13 protein-coding genes are annotated in these 17,661 nt (G+C 42.6%); 9 read left to right on the plus strand and 4 right to left on the minus strand.

Features of this window, described 5'->3' with window-relative positions; all coding sequences use genetic code 11:
* Nucleotides 1-53 precede the first annotated feature (53 nt).
* From lipA to R2Q84_RS09750, 3 genes are all read left to right on the plus strand, one after another.
* Nucleotides 54-932: a lipoyl synthase gene (gene lipA, locus R2Q84_RS09740; protein ID WP_316816339.1), complete on the plus strand. Its 879-nt coding sequence runs from the start codon at nucleotides 54-56 to the stop codon at nucleotides 930-932.
* Nucleotides 933-1,004: 72 nt separating this feature from the next.
* On the plus strand, nucleotides 1,005-1,556 hold the full coding sequence (locus R2Q84_RS09745) for an RNA polymerase sigma factor (protein ID WP_316816340.1): 552 nt from the start codon (nucleotides 1,005-1,007) through the stop codon (nucleotides 1,554-1,556).
* A gap of 1 nt (nucleotide 1,557) precedes the next feature.
* A complete protein-coding gene (locus tag R2Q84_RS09750; protein ID WP_316816341.1) occupies nucleotides 1,558-2,451 on the plus strand; it encodes an anti-sigma factor in 894 nt (297 codons plus the stop codon).
* Here R2Q84_RS09750 and R2Q84_RS09755 read toward each other — a convergent pair.
* From R2Q84_RS09755 to R2Q84_RS09765, 3 genes are all read right to left on the minus strand, one after another.
* Entirely contained in the window at nucleotides 2,444-3,388 is a 945-nt protein-coding gene (locus R2Q84_RS09755; protein ID WP_316816342.1) for an NAD(P)H-hydrate dehydratase, read from the minus strand. The genes R2Q84_RS09750 and R2Q84_RS09755 overlap by 8 nt on opposite strands.
* A 12-nt stretch (nucleotides 3,389-3,400) precedes the next feature.
* Complete coding sequence (gene uvrA / locus R2Q84_RS09760) at nucleotides 3,401-6,244, minus strand: excinuclease ABC subunit UvrA (protein WP_316816343.1); 2,844 nt, start codon at nucleotides 6,242-6,244, stop codon at nucleotides 3,401-3,403.
* Between the two features lie 124 nt (nucleotides 6,245-6,368).
* Complete coding sequence (locus R2Q84_RS09765; RefSeq protein WP_316816344.1) at nucleotides 6,369-7,391, minus strand: ferredoxin--NADP reductase; 1,023 nt, start codon at nucleotides 7,389-7,391, stop codon at nucleotides 6,369-6,371.
* A gap of 609 nt (nucleotides 7,392-8,000) precedes the next feature.
* On the opposite strand from R2Q84_RS09765, the gene R2Q84_RS09770 reads away from it, so the two are divergent.
* Genes R2Q84_RS09770 through R2Q84_RS09785 form a run of 4 tightly spaced genes read left to right on the plus strand, consistent with a single transcriptional unit; the run spans nucleotide 8,001 to nucleotide 13,316 of the window.
* Nucleotides 8,001-8,498: a T9SS type A sorting domain-containing protein gene (locus R2Q84_RS09770; RefSeq protein WP_316816345.1), complete on the plus strand. Its 498-nt coding sequence runs from the start codon at nucleotides 8,001-8,003 to the stop codon at nucleotides 8,496-8,498.
* 5 nt (nucleotides 8,499-8,503) lie between these two features.
* The gene (gene porV / locus R2Q84_RS09775) at nucleotides 8,504-9,670 is read left to right on the plus strand and encodes a type IX secretion system outer membrane channel protein PorV (RefSeq protein ID WP_316816346.1); all 1,167 of its coding nucleotides are present in this window, start codon (nucleotides 8,504-8,506) and stop codon (nucleotides 9,668-9,670) included.
* 30 nt (nucleotides 9,671-9,700) lie between these two features.
* On the plus strand, nucleotides 9,701-12,919 hold the full coding sequence (locus R2Q84_RS09780; protein WP_316816347.1) for a collagen-like protein: 3,219 nt from the start codon (nucleotides 9,701-9,703) through the stop codon (nucleotides 12,917-12,919).
* A gap of 10 nt (nucleotides 12,920-12,929) precedes the next feature.
* Entirely contained in the window at nucleotides 12,930-13,316 is a 387-nt protein-coding gene (locus R2Q84_RS09785) for a hypothetical protein (protein WP_316816348.1), read from the plus strand.
* 175 nt (nucleotides 13,317-13,491) lie between these two features.
* On the opposite strand, the gene R2Q84_RS09790 is transcribed toward R2Q84_RS09785, so the two are convergent.
* Nucleotides 13,492-14,283, minus strand: coding sequence for a lytic transglycosylase domain-containing protein (locus R2Q84_RS09790; RefSeq protein WP_316816349.1), 792 nt, complete (start codon nucleotides 14,281-14,283; stop codon nucleotides 13,492-13,494).
* 712 nt (nucleotides 14,284-14,995) lie between these two features.
* Between R2Q84_RS09790 and R2Q84_RS09795 the strand changes: the two genes are divergently transcribed.
* Together R2Q84_RS09795 and R2Q84_RS09800 are read left to right on the plus strand one after the other, a co-directional pair.
* Nucleotides 14,996-16,504, plus strand: a complete 1,509-nt coding sequence (locus R2Q84_RS09795) for a pseudouridine synthase (RefSeq protein WP_316816350.1) — start codon at nucleotides 14,996-14,998, stop codon at nucleotides 16,502-16,504.
* Nucleotides 16,505-16,512: 8 nt separating this feature from the next.
* Nucleotides 16,513-17,631, plus strand: a complete 1,119-nt coding sequence (locus tag R2Q84_RS09800; RefSeq protein WP_316816351.1) for a lactonase family protein — start codon at nucleotides 16,513-16,515, stop codon at nucleotides 17,629-17,631.
* The last annotated feature ends 30 nt before the right edge of the window (nucleotides 17,632-17,661 follow it).

Here is a 17,661-nt window from a genome sequence, read left to right on the forward strand (position 1 = left end):
GTAATCGACAGACGCCTTTATAACAATTCAAACCTATTGCTTAACTTTGTGGCATGATCGCACTTCCGGTTGTTTCAGAAAACCCAGTACAACGTAAACCAGATTGGCTTAGAGTAAAGCTTCCTGTTGGTAAAGAGTATGCACAAGTACGCAGTTTGGTAGATACCCATAAGCTGCATACCATCTGCGAAAGCGGCAATTGCCCGAATATGGGCGAATGTTGGGGAGCAGGTACTGCAACCTTCATGATTCTTGGTAACATTTGTACCCGTTCCTGCTCATTTTGTGCAGTGGCAACTGGACGACCATTGGCTGTAGATACCGATGAACCTAACCGCGTTGCAAATTCGGTTAAGTTAATGCAGGTAAAACATTGCGTAATCACATCGGTTGATAGAGATGACCTTAAAGACGGAGGTTCAATTATATGGGCTGAAACTTTGCAGGCAATCAGAAGAGAAAGTCCTCAGACAACTTTAGAAACCTTAATCCCTGACTTCAAAGGTCAGTGGGACAACTTGTACCGCGTTTTGGAAGAACGCCCTGAAGTAATGTCACACAACGTGGAAACGGTAAAACGTTTAACGAAACAAGTACGTATCCAGGCTAAATATGACAGGAGTCTGGAAGCGCTAAAACGTATTTCAGAATTCGGTTTAAGAACAAAAACAGGTATTATGCTTGGACTTGGCGAAACTGAAGAAGATGTTTTAGAGGCTATGGACGACCTCGTTGCAAATGGTGTACACATTCTAACCTTAGGGCAATACCTGCAACCCACCAGAAACCATCATCCTGTGGTAGACTGGATTCACCCTGATCAATTTGCTAAATACAAAGAAATTGGATTAGCTAAAGGGTTGAGGTATGTAGAAAGCGGACCGCTTGTACGCTCTTCATATCATGCAGAAAAACATCTGTTTGATTTTTAATTAGTTCGACCCCATTTAGAAAAAACAAATATCTCTTTGTTCTTGTTGTTGTTTCTGTATATTAGTAAACAATTGACACCTACAAATAAAATATCCCTATCTGAAGATCAGCTGGTTGTTGCGATAAAAAGCCAAGACACCCAGGTGATGCATGCCCTGTATGATATGTATTCAGGGGCATTAATGGGGGTAATCTCCCGAATTATTCCGCAAACTGAAATTGCAGAAGATCTCTTGCAGGAAACTTTCATAAAAGTATGGAACGCTGCAGAGAGCTACGATCCTGAAAAAGGTCGATTATTTACCTGGATGCTCAACATAGCGCGTAATTTAGCCATCGACAAATTACGATCTAAAGATTTCAGAAACGCGGGGAAAAACCAGGACATAGAAAATAACGTAGATTTTATAGACGCACAAAAAGAAGTTACTTTCAATGCGGATACACTAGGAATAAAGGACATGGTAACTGATCTGAAACCAGATTTTTTTGTTGTACTTGATTTGGTGTATTTTAAGGGATATACACATGTAGAGGCTGCGGAGGAGTTAAGTTTGCCCTTGGGGACTGTAAAAACCAGGATCCGAATGGCAATTATGGAGTTAAGAAAGAAGTTTAATTAAGGTGGAAGAAGGAAGAGCATATATTGAAACAGGCATACTTGAAGAGTACGTTGCAGGACTGTTAACTAAAGAACAGCAACGTGAAGTTCTTGCAATGGCAGCAAAATATCCTGAAGTAAAACAGGAAATTGAGGCTATTGAAATTGCTTTGGAAAAATATGCTATATCAAAGGCTATCCAACCTTCAGACGGATTGAAAAACAAAATCATTAACCAGATTTCCAATCAATCACCTCAAATAAATACACCGGTAACAAAACCAGCAGCACTGGAAGCAAGAGCAGAAATCCCAGCAGATAAACCTGTAAATGAAATACCGATAGTACCGCTACATGCTTATGAGGCGAAAATAAAAACCCTCCGCATTGCACTTGTTGCCTGCATTGCATTGTTAGCAATGACTCTAGTCGCCTTATTTACTTCGCGAAACGAACTTGATGAAGCCAAGAACCAGATTATTGCTTTAAATCTGGATAAACAAAAATTCGCTTCGAAAGCAAGCTATCTGGAAGAAAGCAAAACAGAACTACAAAAAATTGCTGATATGGCCGATGATCCAGATTGGAAGAGGGTAAAACTTGCCGGAACAAAAATGGATCCTAAGGCCAAAATGGTTGTTTACTGGCATGTAAGTGGACAGCATGTAATGGTCGACAACTCAAAAATGCAGCTCCCACCTAATGATCAGGAACATCAATACCAGCTATGGGCCTTAGTTAATGGCAAACCTGTAGATCTGGGCGTGTTTGATATGAAACCAGACACAAACCACGTCCTGCTCAACATGAAAGAAATTACCGGTGCTCAGGCTTTTGCCGTTACACTCGAAAAACGAGGGGGAAGCGTTGCACCAACCATGGATCAAATGATTGTAATGGGTGGTGTTTCTATCTAATATTTCTATTTAAAAACCCTTTAACAGTTACAGGAATCTGCACTGCAAGCTGCGAAGCTGTTATATTATAATGGTTTAAAGCCAGTTCATCACCAGCTTTTCCATGAAAGTAACACCCTAGGATAGCTGCGGCTTTGGCGCTATAACCATGCGCAACATAGGCAGCAATCAAGCCGGCCAATACGTCACCCATCCCTCCCTGCGACATAGCAGCGTTACCTGATGGATTGATGAACACATCGCCTTCCTGATCAATAATAAAAGTATACTGATTTTTCAATACAATTACCGAGCCCAGCTTCTTGGCCATACTTCGGGCTGTTTGCAGGCGATCCCACCAATTCTTATGCTTACCAAACAAGGTATCAAACTCCTTGCAATGAGGTGTAAGTATAGAATTTTTTGCCAGATGTAAAAGCAGATCCTGCCGTTTAGATAAGATATTTAAAGCATCTGCATCTGCAACAATGGGCACTTTCATAACCACCAGCTCCTCAACAATACTTGCCGCTTCAAATAGCTTACCCAAGCCCGGACCTATGGCTATGGCATTGTATTTCTTTAAAGATTTAATATTAATCAGATGACTTCTTTCCAGATACATAGCTTCGGGCAGCACTGTGTTTAAAGCAGTTAGCCCTGTTTCGGGGATAGACACCGTTGTTAAACCCGAACCACCATATACACAACCACTTGCACATAACAATGCAGCGCCCATAGTTTTCACATCTCCGGCAATAATAAGCGCATGTCCATAAGTCCCTTTATGAGAAAAAGGCTTTCGTGGCTTTAATATAACGTTTATGTCCGTCGACTCAATTAATTTATAAGGAGAGCTTTCCGTTCCTGCACCTAACTTATCTAATCCCTCATCAACAACCTGCAATTTGCTGGAAGCATCAGAATCAGGCAGAAAATCGCTTAAAAACACTGCCATAACAATTTATGTTTACAGGCCCATTTCTTTTTTAAGGAATTTGCCAGTTAAGCTAATTGGATTTTGGATTAAGCCTTCAGGCGTACCTTCAAAGAGGATTCGTCCCCCTCCTGCGCCACCTTCCTCGCCCAGGTCTATTATCCAATCGGCAACTTTTACCACATCCAGGTTATGCTCAATAACCAGCACTGTATTACCACGCTCTACCAGTTCATTAAGCACACCTAGCAATACATTTATGTCCTCAAAATGCAGGCCAGTTGTAGGCTCATCTAAAATATAAAATGTCTTCCCTGTATCTTTTTTCGAAAGTTCTGTAGCCAGCTTAACACGCTGAGCTTCACCGCCTGATAAAGTAGTCGAAGATTGACCAAGCGTGATATATCCTAAACCAACATCTTTCAAGGTTTTGATCTTTCTGTATATCGAAGGCATGTTTTCAAAAAAGTCACAAGCCTCTTCAATACTCATATCCAATACATCACTGATGGATTTACCTCTGTAACGAACTTCCAGCGTTTCGCGGTTATAGCGTTTACCATGACACTCTTCACAAGGCACCTGCACATCTGGCAAAAAGTTCATCTCAATGACCTTCATACCGCCACCCTGACAGGTTTCGCAACGACCACCTTTTACATTAAATGAGAAACGGCCCGGTTTATAACCTCGTATTTTCGCCTCAGGCAGTTGAACATACAAATTCCTGATATCAGAAAAAACACCTGTATAGGTAGATGGATTAGACCTCGGTGTACGACCAATAGGTGCCTGATCTATCTCGATTACTTTATCTATTTCTTTTAAGCCATTAATCTTTTCGTAAGGCAAAGGATGTTTCTTGGCTCTAAAAAAATGATGATTTAATATAGGATATAAGGTTTCAGTGATTAAACTTGATTTACCACTGCCCGACACACCGGTTACTGCTATAAATTTCCCTAAAGGAAAATCCACAGACACATCCTTTAGATTGTGTCCACTAGCTTTAATAATGGAAAGCTTATGTCCCGTACCCTTTCTGCGTTTTTTTGGAACTTCAATTCCTTTTTTACCATTTAAATAAGCCGCAGTAAGTGTATCCGAATTCAATATATCCGCCGGAGTACCTTGTGCCACAATTTGTCCACCATGCACACCCGCAGCCGGACCAACATCAATTACATGGTCAGCTTCCAGGATCATGTCCTTATCATGCTCAACCACCAGCACCGTATTTCCAAGGTCTCTCAGATTTTTCAAAGCACCAATCAAACGCTCGTTGTCCCGCTGGTGAAGTCCTATACTCGGCTCATCCAGGATATACATCACATTCATCAGTTGTGATCCGATCTGAGTAGCCAACCTGATCCGCTGTGCCTCACCACCCGAAAGCGTACGTGCAGTACGGTCCAACGACAAATAATTTAATCCTACATCACTTAAAAAACCAAGTCGAGAACGGATTTCTTTTAAAATTTCCTTAGCAATGGTATTTTGACGTTCACTTAATCTATCCTCCAATCCTACATACCAGCCTTTAACTGTACTGATATCCATTTCAGCAAGTTCAAAAATATTCTTGCCGTCAATTTTAAAATTCAGACTCTCTTTCTTTAAACGAGCCCCATTACAAACCGGACAGGTTTTCAGCTTACGGAAACTCTCCATATCATCCACCGCACCTTCACCTTTTCGTTCCTGTTGCTCTTCCAAGAGCTTAATGATGCCGTCAAAAGTGATCTGATAGTTTTGAACATTCCATTTATTGTACTCAACCGCCACCGAAAGCAACTCATGAGAACCATTTAAAATGATATTGATGATGTCATCACCCAATTTTTCAATTGGAGTGGACAAAGAGAAATTATATTTTTTAGCCAGGGCTTTTAACACCTGGAACATCCATATATCGCGGTATTCACCTAGCGGTGCCAGTCCGCCGCTCATAATACTCAACTTAGGATTTGGCATTACGGACTCTTTATCTACCACAAAAATATACCCCAAACCATCGCAATTTTCACATGCACCATACGGTGAGTTGAAAGAAAAGCTATTTGGCTGCGGTTCATCATAAGAAATACCCGTAGTAGGACACATTAAAAAGCGGCTAAAATGAGCCACGTTGTTATCCTTATCACTAATCTTAATAATACCCTTACCCAAACGCATAGCTGTTTGTAAAGAGTCTTGTAAACGTTTTACATCTGTGCGATCTACAATCAAGCGATCTACGACAATCTCTATATCATGAATCTTGTAGCGGTCGACCTGCATTTTTGCCGTAATATCCTGGATATCTCCATCTATACGAACTTTTACATAGCCTTGCTTCCGGATCTGCTCAAACAACTCCCGATAATGTCCTTTACGTCCTTTTACTACAGGAGCAAGAATATTTACAGGCATGTTGCCAAACTTCTTAAAAATGTTTTCAAGAATCTGGTCTTCACTCATGCGCTCCATCTTTTCGCCGGTATTATACGAATAAGCATCTGCGGTACGTGCATACAGCAAACGCATAAAATCATAAATCTCGGTAATGGTACCTACTGTTGACCGTGGATTTTTACTGGTAGTTTTCTGTTCGATAGCAATAACCGGACTCAACCCTGACACTTTATCTACGTCGGGTCTTTCCATCCCCCCCATAAACTGTCGCGAGTAAGCACTAAAGGTTTCCATATACCGACGTTGTCCCTCAGCATAAATGGTATCAAAAGCCAGTGACGACTTACCACTACCACTTAAACCAGTAATAACTACCAACTTATTCCTTGGAAAGGAAATATCAATATTTTTAAGGTTATGCACCCTGGCACCATACACTTCTACATCCTTTTGCTCGCCTAGGTCAACAGTATTTTTGCTCATATATATTAAAAAAAAGATACTGAATCTATAAGTTTAAGATTGCAGCTCTCTACACTGCAAAATTGCTAAAAATTTTATCAAAATAACGGCGCAAAACCAAAAATTACATTTGCGTTGTTACTACCTACCAGACTAATGTAGTCCCATCTTCAGTAGGATGTCCGGTACAAACCAATACTCTTCCCGCAGCAATCTCATTATCCATCAACACCTCGTTATAATCCATCTCTACTCCGCCCTTAATACAATTGGCGGTGCACGTACTACATATACCGGCATGACAACTATAGGGTAAACTGATTTTATTTTCCAGTGCCACATCTAATATTGTCTTGTTGTAAGGAACAGCAATCTCGTAAATATTGTTCTTAAAATTTAATATTACCGTATAGGTGTTGGTATGCCTGGCCTGTTTTTCCGTTTCATCATCCTCATCTATCTCATCTTCGGGCAACACAAAGGTTTCTCTTTTAATCTGATTTTGATCAAAACCTAAATTGAGTAAAGTAATGCGACATACATCCATGTAATCAACCGGACCACAGGTATACAGCAAAGTATCTGCTTTATCGAACTCCAGGTTTTCTTTTACCAAACGTTCTATGAGCGGACCATTTAACCGGGCCATTAAAAGGTTCTGCGACTGACTAAAAATATAAACGATTTTAAACCGATCAGGGTATTGCCCCTGTAATTCATTCAATTCAGCATAAAACAAAGTTTGTGCGGCCGATCGGTTGCTGTAAATGAGGACAATCTTACTATTCTGCTCCCGGATAAGTGCTGTTTTAACAATCGAAAACAATGGTGTAATGCCAACCCCAGCACCGAATAAAAATACCGTACGTTTAATTTGGGATTCTGGTTCATAATTAAAACGACCATTAGGTTCAACACCCGTCAGGATATCGCCAACAGCTGTTTTATGGTGCAACAACCTCGAGATCTCCCCATTCTCTACCCTTTTAATGGCAATAGCCAATGGTTCCTCCACATCCGGTGAACTACAAAGGGAATAAGAGCGTCTCAGCTCCTTTCCAAGAACATTAAACACCAGTGTTAAAAACTGACCGGCCAGATATTTAGGTTTCGCTCCTTCAAGTGGTTCAAAACGTATAATCAACGTTTCCCCTGGACAAAATGTCATTTCAATTATTCGCAGTTTCAACAATACCATAAGCGGGTAAAATAATAATTTTCCTAGAAAACAAAAAGCTGTTTAACATTAGACTGCCCCAAAAATTTAGTCAATTTTAATTATACAGTTGATTTCTCAATGCTTTGATTTCGTCGTAAGAAACTCTTAATTCTGTTTTCTGATCAGTAATCAAAGATCGCAAATTTGCAGACAATCCATCTGCTCCCATGATCATTTTGTAGACTTACTGAGTAGCATCTTCGCCAAACTCGCATTAACCGAATCGGTTCTGAAGGTAAAGAAGATGATAATGAACAAAAGACTTTTATCCTTAATCTAAAACTCTGATGAACAATCGTTAACTCAAAAAACATTTTCTATATACTTTTGACAAGCAGGAAATGTTTTTTTGTTACCATGATAATAAAATGTTCTTTTGTTATAAAATATCTCTAAAGACCGTGAACATCAATTCCTTCACCCAACACCGGATTGTTCAGTTTCAAATTCCTACTCCTCTCTGCAGTATAGCTGATGAAATCAAATTTCGCTGTTTTTTATTCGCTTATTTTATATATCTCAAATATTTTAAACTATTCTATTTAACAATCTTAACGTATGAAAACAATCATCCCTATTTGTTTTGCGTTAGCTTCCGGAACAACGGCCATTGCCCAGCAACCTCAACTTCAGCGGTCTGTGGTAGCCAGTGGCGGAGGTACAGCGCAAATTAACAACACCATTGTTCAGTATACGATTGGAGACGTACTGGTGAGCCCGGTAGAAAGCCCTCCTCTCCTTCTCACGCAGGGGTTTCAACAACCAGAAATCGCTGGTAATGAATCTAATCCTGAAATTAACTTTGTAAACGGCTTTATTGTCTATCCCAATCCTGCAACAGGTTCAACCAATATTGAATTCGACCTGTTGAAAGACGGAGTTGTAAACATGCAGCTGGTAAACAATGCAGGACAAACTATAAGAAATTTTACAGTTAAACTGCTTGCAGGCAAGGTAAAATATCCATTAAATATATCCGGGCTTTCCTCAGGTCTTTATTATGTTGTAGTTAAGGCTGCATTTAAGCAGTATTCAGAAAAACTAGTCATTCAGTAAAGCCTATGAAAAAGACGATTTATCTTGCTGTATGGTATACGGCCTGTATGATCTTTTGCTGCCTTTTTAGTTTTGCACAACAGAATAACCGGATAGTCAATGCAGGGGCAGGTTTTCTCCTGCTTAGTCCTGATGCACGGAATGCTGGTGTTGCAGAAGCTGGAACCGGACTTCCTACCGATGCCAACTCCTTGTTTATCAATGCAGCGAAATCTTTGTTCGGCGAAAAGATGGGGATCAGTGTATCCTATACACCATGGATGAGAGAACTGACCAAAGATTCGCATCTGGGGTACATCAGCGCTTACAGACATCTGAACAACCGCGAAGCACTTGGCATAGCGTTAAAGTACCTCGACCTGGGTGCAATAAACTTTCGCAATGAATCCGGTGAATTACTGGAACAATACAACGCCAATGAATTTGCGATCGACATTAGTTATGCCCGGAAATTTGGTGAATATTTTGGCATGGCTTTAACCGGACGTTATTTCCAAAGCGATATTGGATCGGGTACATACAACAGTTTACTTTTAAAACGTACCGATGCCTTTGCAGTCGACATTTCTTTATATTCCGACAAAGAATTTCAAAGCGGAAAATACGGAAAACGTTTCGGTTGGGGACTAGCTTTAAGCAATATAGGCACCAAATTGAAATATAATGAGGTAAAAACCACTTTTATGCCTATGAACCTGCGGATTGGGGCAGGTTATTCGCTATTTGCTACACCCGAAAACCGGCTAACTCTATTGCTGGATGTAAATAAACTGATGGTTCCTACTCCTCCCCAGTACCGGCTTGATCAGGATGGAAATCCGACCACAACAATTGAAAAAGGAAAAGATCCAGACAGGAGTGTGGCAAATTCTCTAATTACCTCACTCTTTGATGCCCCAGGCGGATTCAAAGAGGAAATGTCGGAATTTAGTATTGCCGGAGGGTTAGAATTTTCTTACTACGATCAATTGTTTATCCGGGCAGGTTACTTCTATGAAGATCCTGAAAAAGGTAACCGGCAGCATTTTGCAGCTGGCATAGGCTTTAATGCCAATCCCATACGAGTTGATATCAGTTATGTCTTTCCAAGCGCCGAACGCTATGTTATGCGCAATACCATGAAGTTAACTTTAAGCTATGCCCCGATGTTGAGCAGGCTACAAAAAAAATAATCCTTATTCATCCAAATTAAACAAAATCACATGAAAAAATTTGTGGCATTCATTTTCCTAATTGCGCTTTTTGCCGTCCGTAACGCGTCGGCACAAAGTAGCTTTACCGGAATTAATTATCAGGGAGTTGCCAGAAACACGAATGGCACCGTACTGTCTAACCAGTCTGTTAAAGTAAAAGTTTCAGTACTCGGTGGTTCAGCTAACGGACCTGTACAATATATGGAAGAACATTCTACCAACACCAATGCGCTTGGACTTTTTACTTTACAGATTGGTAAAGGAAAAGCTGCAACAGGAACTTTTGCAGCTATTCCATGGCAAAATGCAAACCAATATGCAAAAATTGAAATGGCAATTGGGAATGGCAGCTACACTACATTGGGCGCTACACAGTTAATGAGTGTTCCTTTTGCACTATACGCGGCATCAGGAAACCCTGGGCCTACGGGGCCAGCCGGCCCTGTAGGTCCCACAGGGGCACAAGGGATTACAGGTGCTGTTGGACCGGTAGGACCAGTAGGTCCCGCAGGTGCTCAAGGCCCGCAGGGTGTTGTAGGTGCTACAGGACCAGTTGGAGCAGTTGGAGAAATCGGGCCCGTAGGTCCACAAGGTGCTGTAGGTGCCATAGGAGCGCAAGGACCAGCAGGTATTCCAGGACCAATCGGACCAGTGGGACCTGAAGGTCCGGTGGGCCCGGCAGGAGCCCAAGGGCCCCAGGGTGTTGTAGGCGCCACAGGAACACAAGGACCAGCAGGTGTTCCAGGGCCAATCGGACCCATTGGTCCGGAAGGAGCAGCTGGAGCAATCGGATCCGTAGGCCCTGCAGGTCCCGTGGGCCCGGCAGGGCCTCAAGGGCCTCAGGGTATTGTAGGCGCCACAGGAACGCAAGGCCCAGCAGGTGCTCCCGGACCAATCGGTCCGACTGGCCCCGAAGGAGCAGTTGGAGCAATCGGCCCCGTAGGCCCTACAGGTCCTGTGGGGCCCGCAGGGGCACAAGGTCCCCAGGGTGTTGTAGGCGCCACAGGAACGCAAGGTCCTGCAGGTATTCCAGGACCAATCGGACCAGTGGGACCTGAAGGACCAGCTGGAGCAATCGGACCTGTTGGCCCTGCAGGACCGGCGGGGGCAGATGGTACACTGACAGGCTCTGCGGGAGGTGACCTTAGTGGGACATACCCCGACCCTAAAGTCGCGAAAATTCAGAATACTCCTGTGGCTACAACCGCACCAATTGCCGGACAAGTACTTCGGTTCGATGGTACATCATGGGCACCAAGTGCTGCCGGTGGCGGTTTTACCATTCCCTATTTTTCAAGTGAAAATAATGCTACTACCCTGTTCTCCCTTCAAAACAATGGCGATGGCACATCTTTAGAAGGCACCAATTCCACTACAACCTCCAGCATTACAGCTGTAAGAGGTATCGTAACCAGTACAGCGCCCGGAGGCTTTTCTTCTGGTGTAAGGGGCATCAACAATGGTACCGGAGGTTTAGGTATTGGCGTATGGGGCAGCCACGCCGGTTCAGGCTGGGGTGTTTATGGCACTACCCCCAATGGCCTTGGCGTATACGGCAATTCAACAGCAAATGGATATGGGGTGTATGCGAATAGCAATTCCGGGACGGGTTTGCAAGCAACAAGTACAAACGGTATTGCTGCGGCAATGAGTATCTCCAACAATGCCAACCACAATGTCGTTTTAAGTGCCAGAACGGTGGGTAATGGCAACGTTATTAGCGTTACCAGCACTGGGAATGGTGCGGGTATATTCACCAGCAGTACGGGCGGAAGCGGTATAGACGCATCTACTGCAGTACAAACTTCTGCCGGAGTAATTGGCCGCAACAGTGGTGCGGGAGAAGCTGTTGTCGGACTTACCACAAGCGATATTGCAGGTGCGGTAGTAGGCCGCAACGACGGCGGAGGATATGGCGTGCGTGGCTTCATCAGCAACAATACAACAGGTACGGGCATTGGAGTACTGGGACAGGTAGGGATCAGCAACAGTACCGGCCGCGCGGGCAGATTCGAAAACATTAACCAGACCAACACCACCGGCAATGTACTCGAAGTGGAAACAAATGGTAATGGTAACATACCCGACAATACGCAGGGTAACGCGGCATCTTTCCTGGTTAACAATTCAAACAGTGTAGGTGCAGCTGTGAGAGCCGAAGTGAATACCATTTTCGGTAATTTCGGCGCAGCCGGTGTGTTTGGGGTTTCGTCCGGAACTGGCGGTCGGGCAGGACTTTTCTATGCCTCCAATCCTGCCGGCAATGGTGCTTCCCTGGTGGCACTTACTGATGGTAATGGTAACGCGTTTACTGCTAATGCAGGCAAAAATGGCAATGGTGTGGAAACCAATATCGATGGAACAGGAAATGCCATTTATGCCTGGGTACCCTCTTTCTCTCTGGGCCGTGCAGCCAGGTTTGAGCATTACAACGAGGACAATGACAATCCTGTCGTGACTGCTAAAACCATAGGTAATGGTAACGCCGGAGAATTCATCGTAGACAATACGCAAGGTACATCCGCAGGTGTGGTGGGCATTGTAAATTCCATTTTCTCCAATTTTGGCACCGCGGGTGTTTATGGCCGTTCAAATGGAACCGGCGGCACAGCTGGCTTGTTTTATAATTCAAATGCGGCCAGCCCCCGTCCGGCTTTGATCGCGCAGACCGATGGCACCGGAACCTCATTAATGGTAGATCATCATGGCGCTTCAGGCAATGTAGCCGAATTCAAGAACGTAGGAGCTAATGTAGCCCGCATCAACAAAGCCGGGCGTGGCTTTTTCAATGGTGGTACGCAAACTAGTGGCGCGGATGTTGCCGAGGCATTCGATGTAAGCGGACATATCTCCGCTTATGAACCGGGCGATGTATTGGTTATTTCTACCGATGCGGACCGCATGGTAGAAAAATCAACAGGAGCCTACTCTACCCTTGTCGCAGGCGTTTACGCCACAAAACCAGGGGTACTATTAACAGAAGAACATATGGATGCAGACCTTAGTGGCAAAGCCCCGATGGGCGTTATTGGTGTAATACCTACCAAAGTATGCCTTGAAGGTGGTGCCATTGGTCGTGGAGATATGCTGGTTACCTCATCTACTCCGGGCGTAGCCATGAAGGCCGACCCTGATAAAGTTAAAATCGGCCAGGTACTGGGTAAAGCCCTTGAACCATACAATGGACAAGGCATCAGCAAAATAAAAGTATTGGTAAGTATCAAATAAACATATACAGATGAAAAGTACATTTAAAAACGGCCTGGGCCTTATCCTCCTCAATACCCTGTTTGTATTTGCAGCAAAAGCTCAGGAAAAAGAGCCGGCAACGGCACAGCAAATTAAAGAAGACAGGGTACCAGGATTAAAATATGGTCCAAAGAAAACTGAGGTTCCCCCACAAAGCAGTGAAAAAGAGAAAAATTATAAACAGGGCGATTCTAAAGCTTACCTTTTTACCGACTACAGAAAACCCCAACAAGGTCTGAAACAAGCTTCAAAGCAGACTTCCACGAAAACGGCTGCCCCAGCCAAACTTCCGAGTGAGGCTGAACCAGTACAAAGCAAAGAGAAAAAGGCTGAAATACCCAAAGCCCCCCCTATGCAAAACGAGGAATCAAACTAAGCGCTTTTTTACACAAAATATAGTCAAATCCCGGGAGTATGCACCATGCAAATACCAGGGATTTGACTATATTAGCTACAGGGCCTTTGAAAAGATTGCTGTAGAGAAATAGGACGAACGTCTTGCGCACATCATCGAACTCTATAAAACAGTATTCAATTTGCGAATATCTATTTTATTCTGAAGTTTTAGCTTCAGCTTTTTCTGCGTTATATGCCAACAGTTCCCTTGGAGCTGTATACCCATAACGAGATGGATCTTCCATGATTTGTTTCATAGAAATCAATTTGTAGACGTAACCACCGGTTTCGTTATTTAATTTCAGCTTGAAATAATTGTCCTGATTTTGTTTGTTAATCTGGCGCTTCATGTGGTTATCACCAACATTATAAGCCGCTGCAACCAAAGTCCAGCTATCAAAAATACCGTAAAGTTCTTTGATATACTTAGCGGCTGCAACAGTGGATTTACGTAAGTTCTTACGCTCATCAACACTACCGTTAACTTTTAAACCATACATGCGGGCAGTTCCGGGCATAAATTGCCAAAAACCGGCTGCGCCCTTAGGCGATGTCCCACCATGTAATCCTGATTCCACCAAAGGCATATATTTAAAATCTTCGGGAATGCCATAGGCGGCAAGGATCGGTTCGATAATCGGAAACCATTCCGCCGCCTTTCTGTGCAGCTTGTTGGTTTGTAAATTACTGAAATAATGTGCAGCAAGCGTCTTTTTCATTTTCCGCTCTACTTTGACATCTCCAATCGGCAATGTCTCATCTGCAAAATTTAACTGGGCCATGAGAGACAGAGGCTTCGTTATGTTAAATGTTAGTGTATCTGTACTTGTTAATTCTTCTTTTTTTGTAATACTATTCGCTGCTTGGGGCATGTTGTAAGCAAACACTTTTGCCATAACCAGTAATCCAATAATTACCGTACATGTTATTATGTGTTTCTTTATCATTTTCCTCCTTTTTTTGGTTAACAATTTTAAAACGCCTGCAAAGGTACAACATACTAACCTAATTATCAACTAATTACAAAACAAAGCGCTAAAATCAATGTTTAAACAACTTTAAAGGGCGATTGTAAAACTGCTAAAAAGTACCATTTTACCCGACTATACCAGACCACGGGACTTCAGGGGTAGCCAACAATTTCAGTTCAAAACGAATGTATGGTTAGCGACTTTCAGACAGAAATTCGGCAACAATAATCGAAGCAAAACAAGCAATTTCAGGAAAGTAATTCCAAACATCAAATGATTTCAGGAACAAGTTTCCTACTAAACAATCAAAATCAGGAATAACTAGTATCGAACCAGTTCGAGTTAGCCTAAATCGACAAGTAATATCCGGATAAGACAGTTACATCATAAGGCTGTATAATTTCTGGCAAAAGCGTGCTAAAAGCCTGAATAACTCTACGGTTGGCATACCTTATCCTTAGGGTTGCCTTACCCTGTATTTTACCGGTCGTTTAGCAATAATTTAGATAAAATTATTCCAAAAAAAGACACGCAAAACCATAAACTTTAAGCCAGCAACTTTATAACCAGAAAGGAGTTTTAAATGCTATATATTTGTTAATGAGCTAAAAACACAGTAAAAATTGTTATCTTCACCAATTTTACGTAATTTTGTCGCCCGCATAAATTATGCGGATAAAAGCGTATCATGATAAAAAACAACAACAGGAACAGTCGGGATGACAAGTCCAAACCGGGAAACCGAAGCACAACAGGCAGAAGACCAAGTGGAGCAGAGTCTTCATACAAGGGAAAAAGCAAGTTTGACGATAAAGAAGGAAGAGACAGTAAGTTTGGTGGTGCTAAAGACTTTAAGCCAAAAACGCCAAGAGACGGGGACAGCAGAGACTTTAAACCGAGAGAAGGAGATAGAAGAGATTTCAAGCCAAGAGTTGGGAAAGACGGTGATTTTAAAAGCTTCAGACCAAGGGGCGAAAATGATTCGAAAGAATTCAGACCTAGAAGTTCGGGTAGCGATTTCAGACCAAGAGAAGGAAGAGACGGCGATAATAAAGGCTTCGGTTCGAGAAGCACAGGTTCAAGGGATTTCAAACCCGGCAACAGAGACAACGACAGCAGAGATTTTAAACCACGTTCTTTCAGCAAAGAGGGTGGTTCAAAAGAAACTCCTTACGGAGAAAGCAAACGTAGTTATATAAAGAAAGACAACTTTAGTACAGGAGGTGATAAACCTTTCCGGAAATTTGATGATAAGAAAAGTCAATCTTCAAGAAGTACTGATAGCAGACCTTTCAGAAAAAGAGAAGATGGTGATGGTAAAACTGGATTCAAAGGCGCTGGTACACGTCCGGAACGTTCTTTTGATCGTTCGGAACGCTCAGACCGTACAGCTCGCCAGGATCGCAACAACACATGGGCAGGACCTGAAAAGGCGCCAACCATGCGCAGCAGAAAAAACACTTCTGTTCAGAAAGATGATGGACTAATCCGCTTAAACAGATATATTTCTAATGCAGGTATCTGCTCACGTCGTAAAGCCGATGAACTTATTGCTGCAGGTGTGGTTTCTGTAAATGGTGAAGTCGTTTCTGAATTAGGTCATAAAATTGACCCGGCGAACGACCAGGTTCGTTACAATGGCGAGTTGCTAAAGCGTGAAAAGAAAGTTTATGTATTGTTAAACAAACCTAAGGATTACATCACAACTACAGATGATCCTCAGGAGCGTCGTACAGTAATGCAATTGGTAGAGAAAGCAAGTAGAGAGCGTATCTATCCGGTTGGAAGATTAGATCGTAATACGACTGGTTTATTGCTGATGACCAATGATGGAGATCTAGCTGATAAGCTTTCTCACCCAAAAAATGGCATCACTAAAATCTATCACGTTGAACTTAGCAAAAGCTTAAGTCAAGGCGACCTGAATAAAATTCAGTTCGGTTTGGAACTTGAAGATGGTATTATTAAACCAGATTCTGTATCTTACGTTACCGGAGGTTCGAAACGTGAAGTTGGCATACAAATCCACAGTGGGAAAAACAGGATTGTACGCCGCATTTTCGAGCATTTGGGATACGATGTAGTGAAGCTAGACCGTGTTGTTTATGGTAACTTAACTAAAAAAGATCTTCCTCGTGGAAGATGGCGTTACCTGGAAGAGCATGAACTGATTCAGATCAAGCACCTGATTAAATAAAAAATATAATGAAAAAAATTCCCTCGCTTTTATTACTTACACTTTTTACAATGCAGAGCTTTGCACAAAAAAAGGATTACAATTTAATAATTGGGACTTACACCAGTCCGGGTAAAAGCGAGGGGATTTACACCTATAACTTTGACGTCAACACTGCTGAGTTTAATCTTAAAGGTGTTGCCAAAGCGATTACCAATCCCAGCTATGTAGCTGTCAGCAAAAATAATAAGTTTGTATACTCCGTTGCCGGGGGATCGGACAATAGCGCAGTTGCGGCGTTTAGCTTCAACGGTTTAAAAGGTGAGCTGAGTTTTCTAAACAAAGAGGCAACTGGCAGTCCAGGTCCCTGCTTTGTACTTGCCGATGAAAAACATGCTTTCTCGGCCAATTATGGAGGTGGTAGCATTTCTGTTTTTGGAATCGAAGCTAACGGCGCTTTAACTCCGTTAAAACAACTGTTACAGCATAATGGGAAAAGTATCGATCCGCTGAAAAGACAGGAAAGTGCTCATGCACACCAGGTTCAGTTTACGCCAGACGGAAAGTATGTGGTTTGTACCGATCTTGGTGAAGACCAGATTTATATCTATAACTACAATCCAGATGCAAAAGAGCAGGTTTTAAGCATAAAGACCGTTGTTAAAACTACAGCAGGAAGTGGCCCGAGGCATCTGACCTTTAGTCCGAACGGCAAGTTCGCCTACCTGGCACACGAGTTTAATGGCAGCATTACGACCTTTGCTTATAAAGCTGGCAACCTGAGCAAGATTCAGGAAATTGCAACTACAGATAAAGACTTTACAGGAAAAGTTGACGCAGCAGATATACACATCTCTCCTGACGGCAAATTTTTGTATGAAACCAATCGTGGCGATGCCAATACTATTTCTGCATTTGCCATACAACCCAACGGTAAACTTACCTTCGTATCACGCATCAGTACTTTAGGCAGAGGTCCTAGAAATTTCGTTATTGATCCTAGCGGGAAATATTTATTGGTTGGTCATCAATACACCGATAACGTGGTGATTTTTGAACGCAATAAAAAAACCGGCACCTTAAAGGATACCGGTAAAAGGATCGAATTGGGCTCACCCGTGTGCCTGGTATTTGCGCCAATCCGATAATCCTAACCCTATTATTTTTAAAAGTTTATA

The sequence above is a fragment of the Pedobacter nyackensis genome, from assembly GCF_032678475.1.
GTDB lineage: Bacteria > Bacteroidota > Bacteroidia > Sphingobacteriales > Sphingobacteriaceae > Pedobacter > Pedobacter nyackensis_A.

Bases quoted from the DNA above. Each gene is read 5' to 3' on its own strand.
- R2Q84_RS09755 (WP_316816342.1), bottom strand. From the start codon at position 3,388: ATGGCAGTGTTTTTAAGCGATTTTCTGCCTGATTCTGATGCTTCCAGC.
- R2Q84_RS09770 (WP_316816345.1), top strand. From the start codon at position 8,001: ATGAAAACAATCATCCCTATTTGTTTTGCGTTAGCTTCCGGAACAACG.
- uvrA (WP_316816343.1), bottom strand. From the start codon at position 6,244: ATGAGCAAAAATACTGTTGACCTAGGCGAGCAAAAGGATGTAGAAGTG.
- R2Q84_RS09790 (WP_316816349.1), bottom strand. From the start codon at position 14,283: ATGATAAAGAAACACATAATAACATGTACGGTAATTATTGGATTACTG.
- R2Q84_RS09765 (WP_316816344.1), bottom strand. From the start codon at position 7,391: ATGACATTTTGTCCAGGGGAAACGTTGATTATACGTTTTGAACCACTT.
- R2Q84_RS09780 (WP_316816347.1), top strand. From the start codon at position 9,701: ATGAAAAAATTTGTGGCATTCATTTTCCTAATTGCGCTTTTTGCCGTC.
- R2Q84_RS09800 (WP_316816351.1), top strand. From the start codon at position 16,513: ATGAAAAAAATTCCCTCGCTTTTATTACTTACACTTTTTACAATGCAG.
- R2Q84_RS09795 (WP_316816350.1), top strand. From the start codon at position 14,996: ATGATAAAAAACAACAACAGGAACAGTCGGGATGACAAGTCCAAACCG.
- porV (WP_316816346.1), top strand. From the start codon at position 8,504: ATGAAAAAGACGATTTATCTTGCTGTATGGTATACGGCCTGTATGATC.
- lipA (WP_316816339.1), top strand. From the start codon at position 54: ATGATCGCACTTCCGGTTGTTTCAGAAAACCCAGTACAACGTAAACCA.
- R2Q84_RS09785 (WP_316816348.1), top strand. From the start codon at position 12,930: ATGAAAAGTACATTTAAAAACGGCCTGGGCCTTATCCTCCTCAATACC.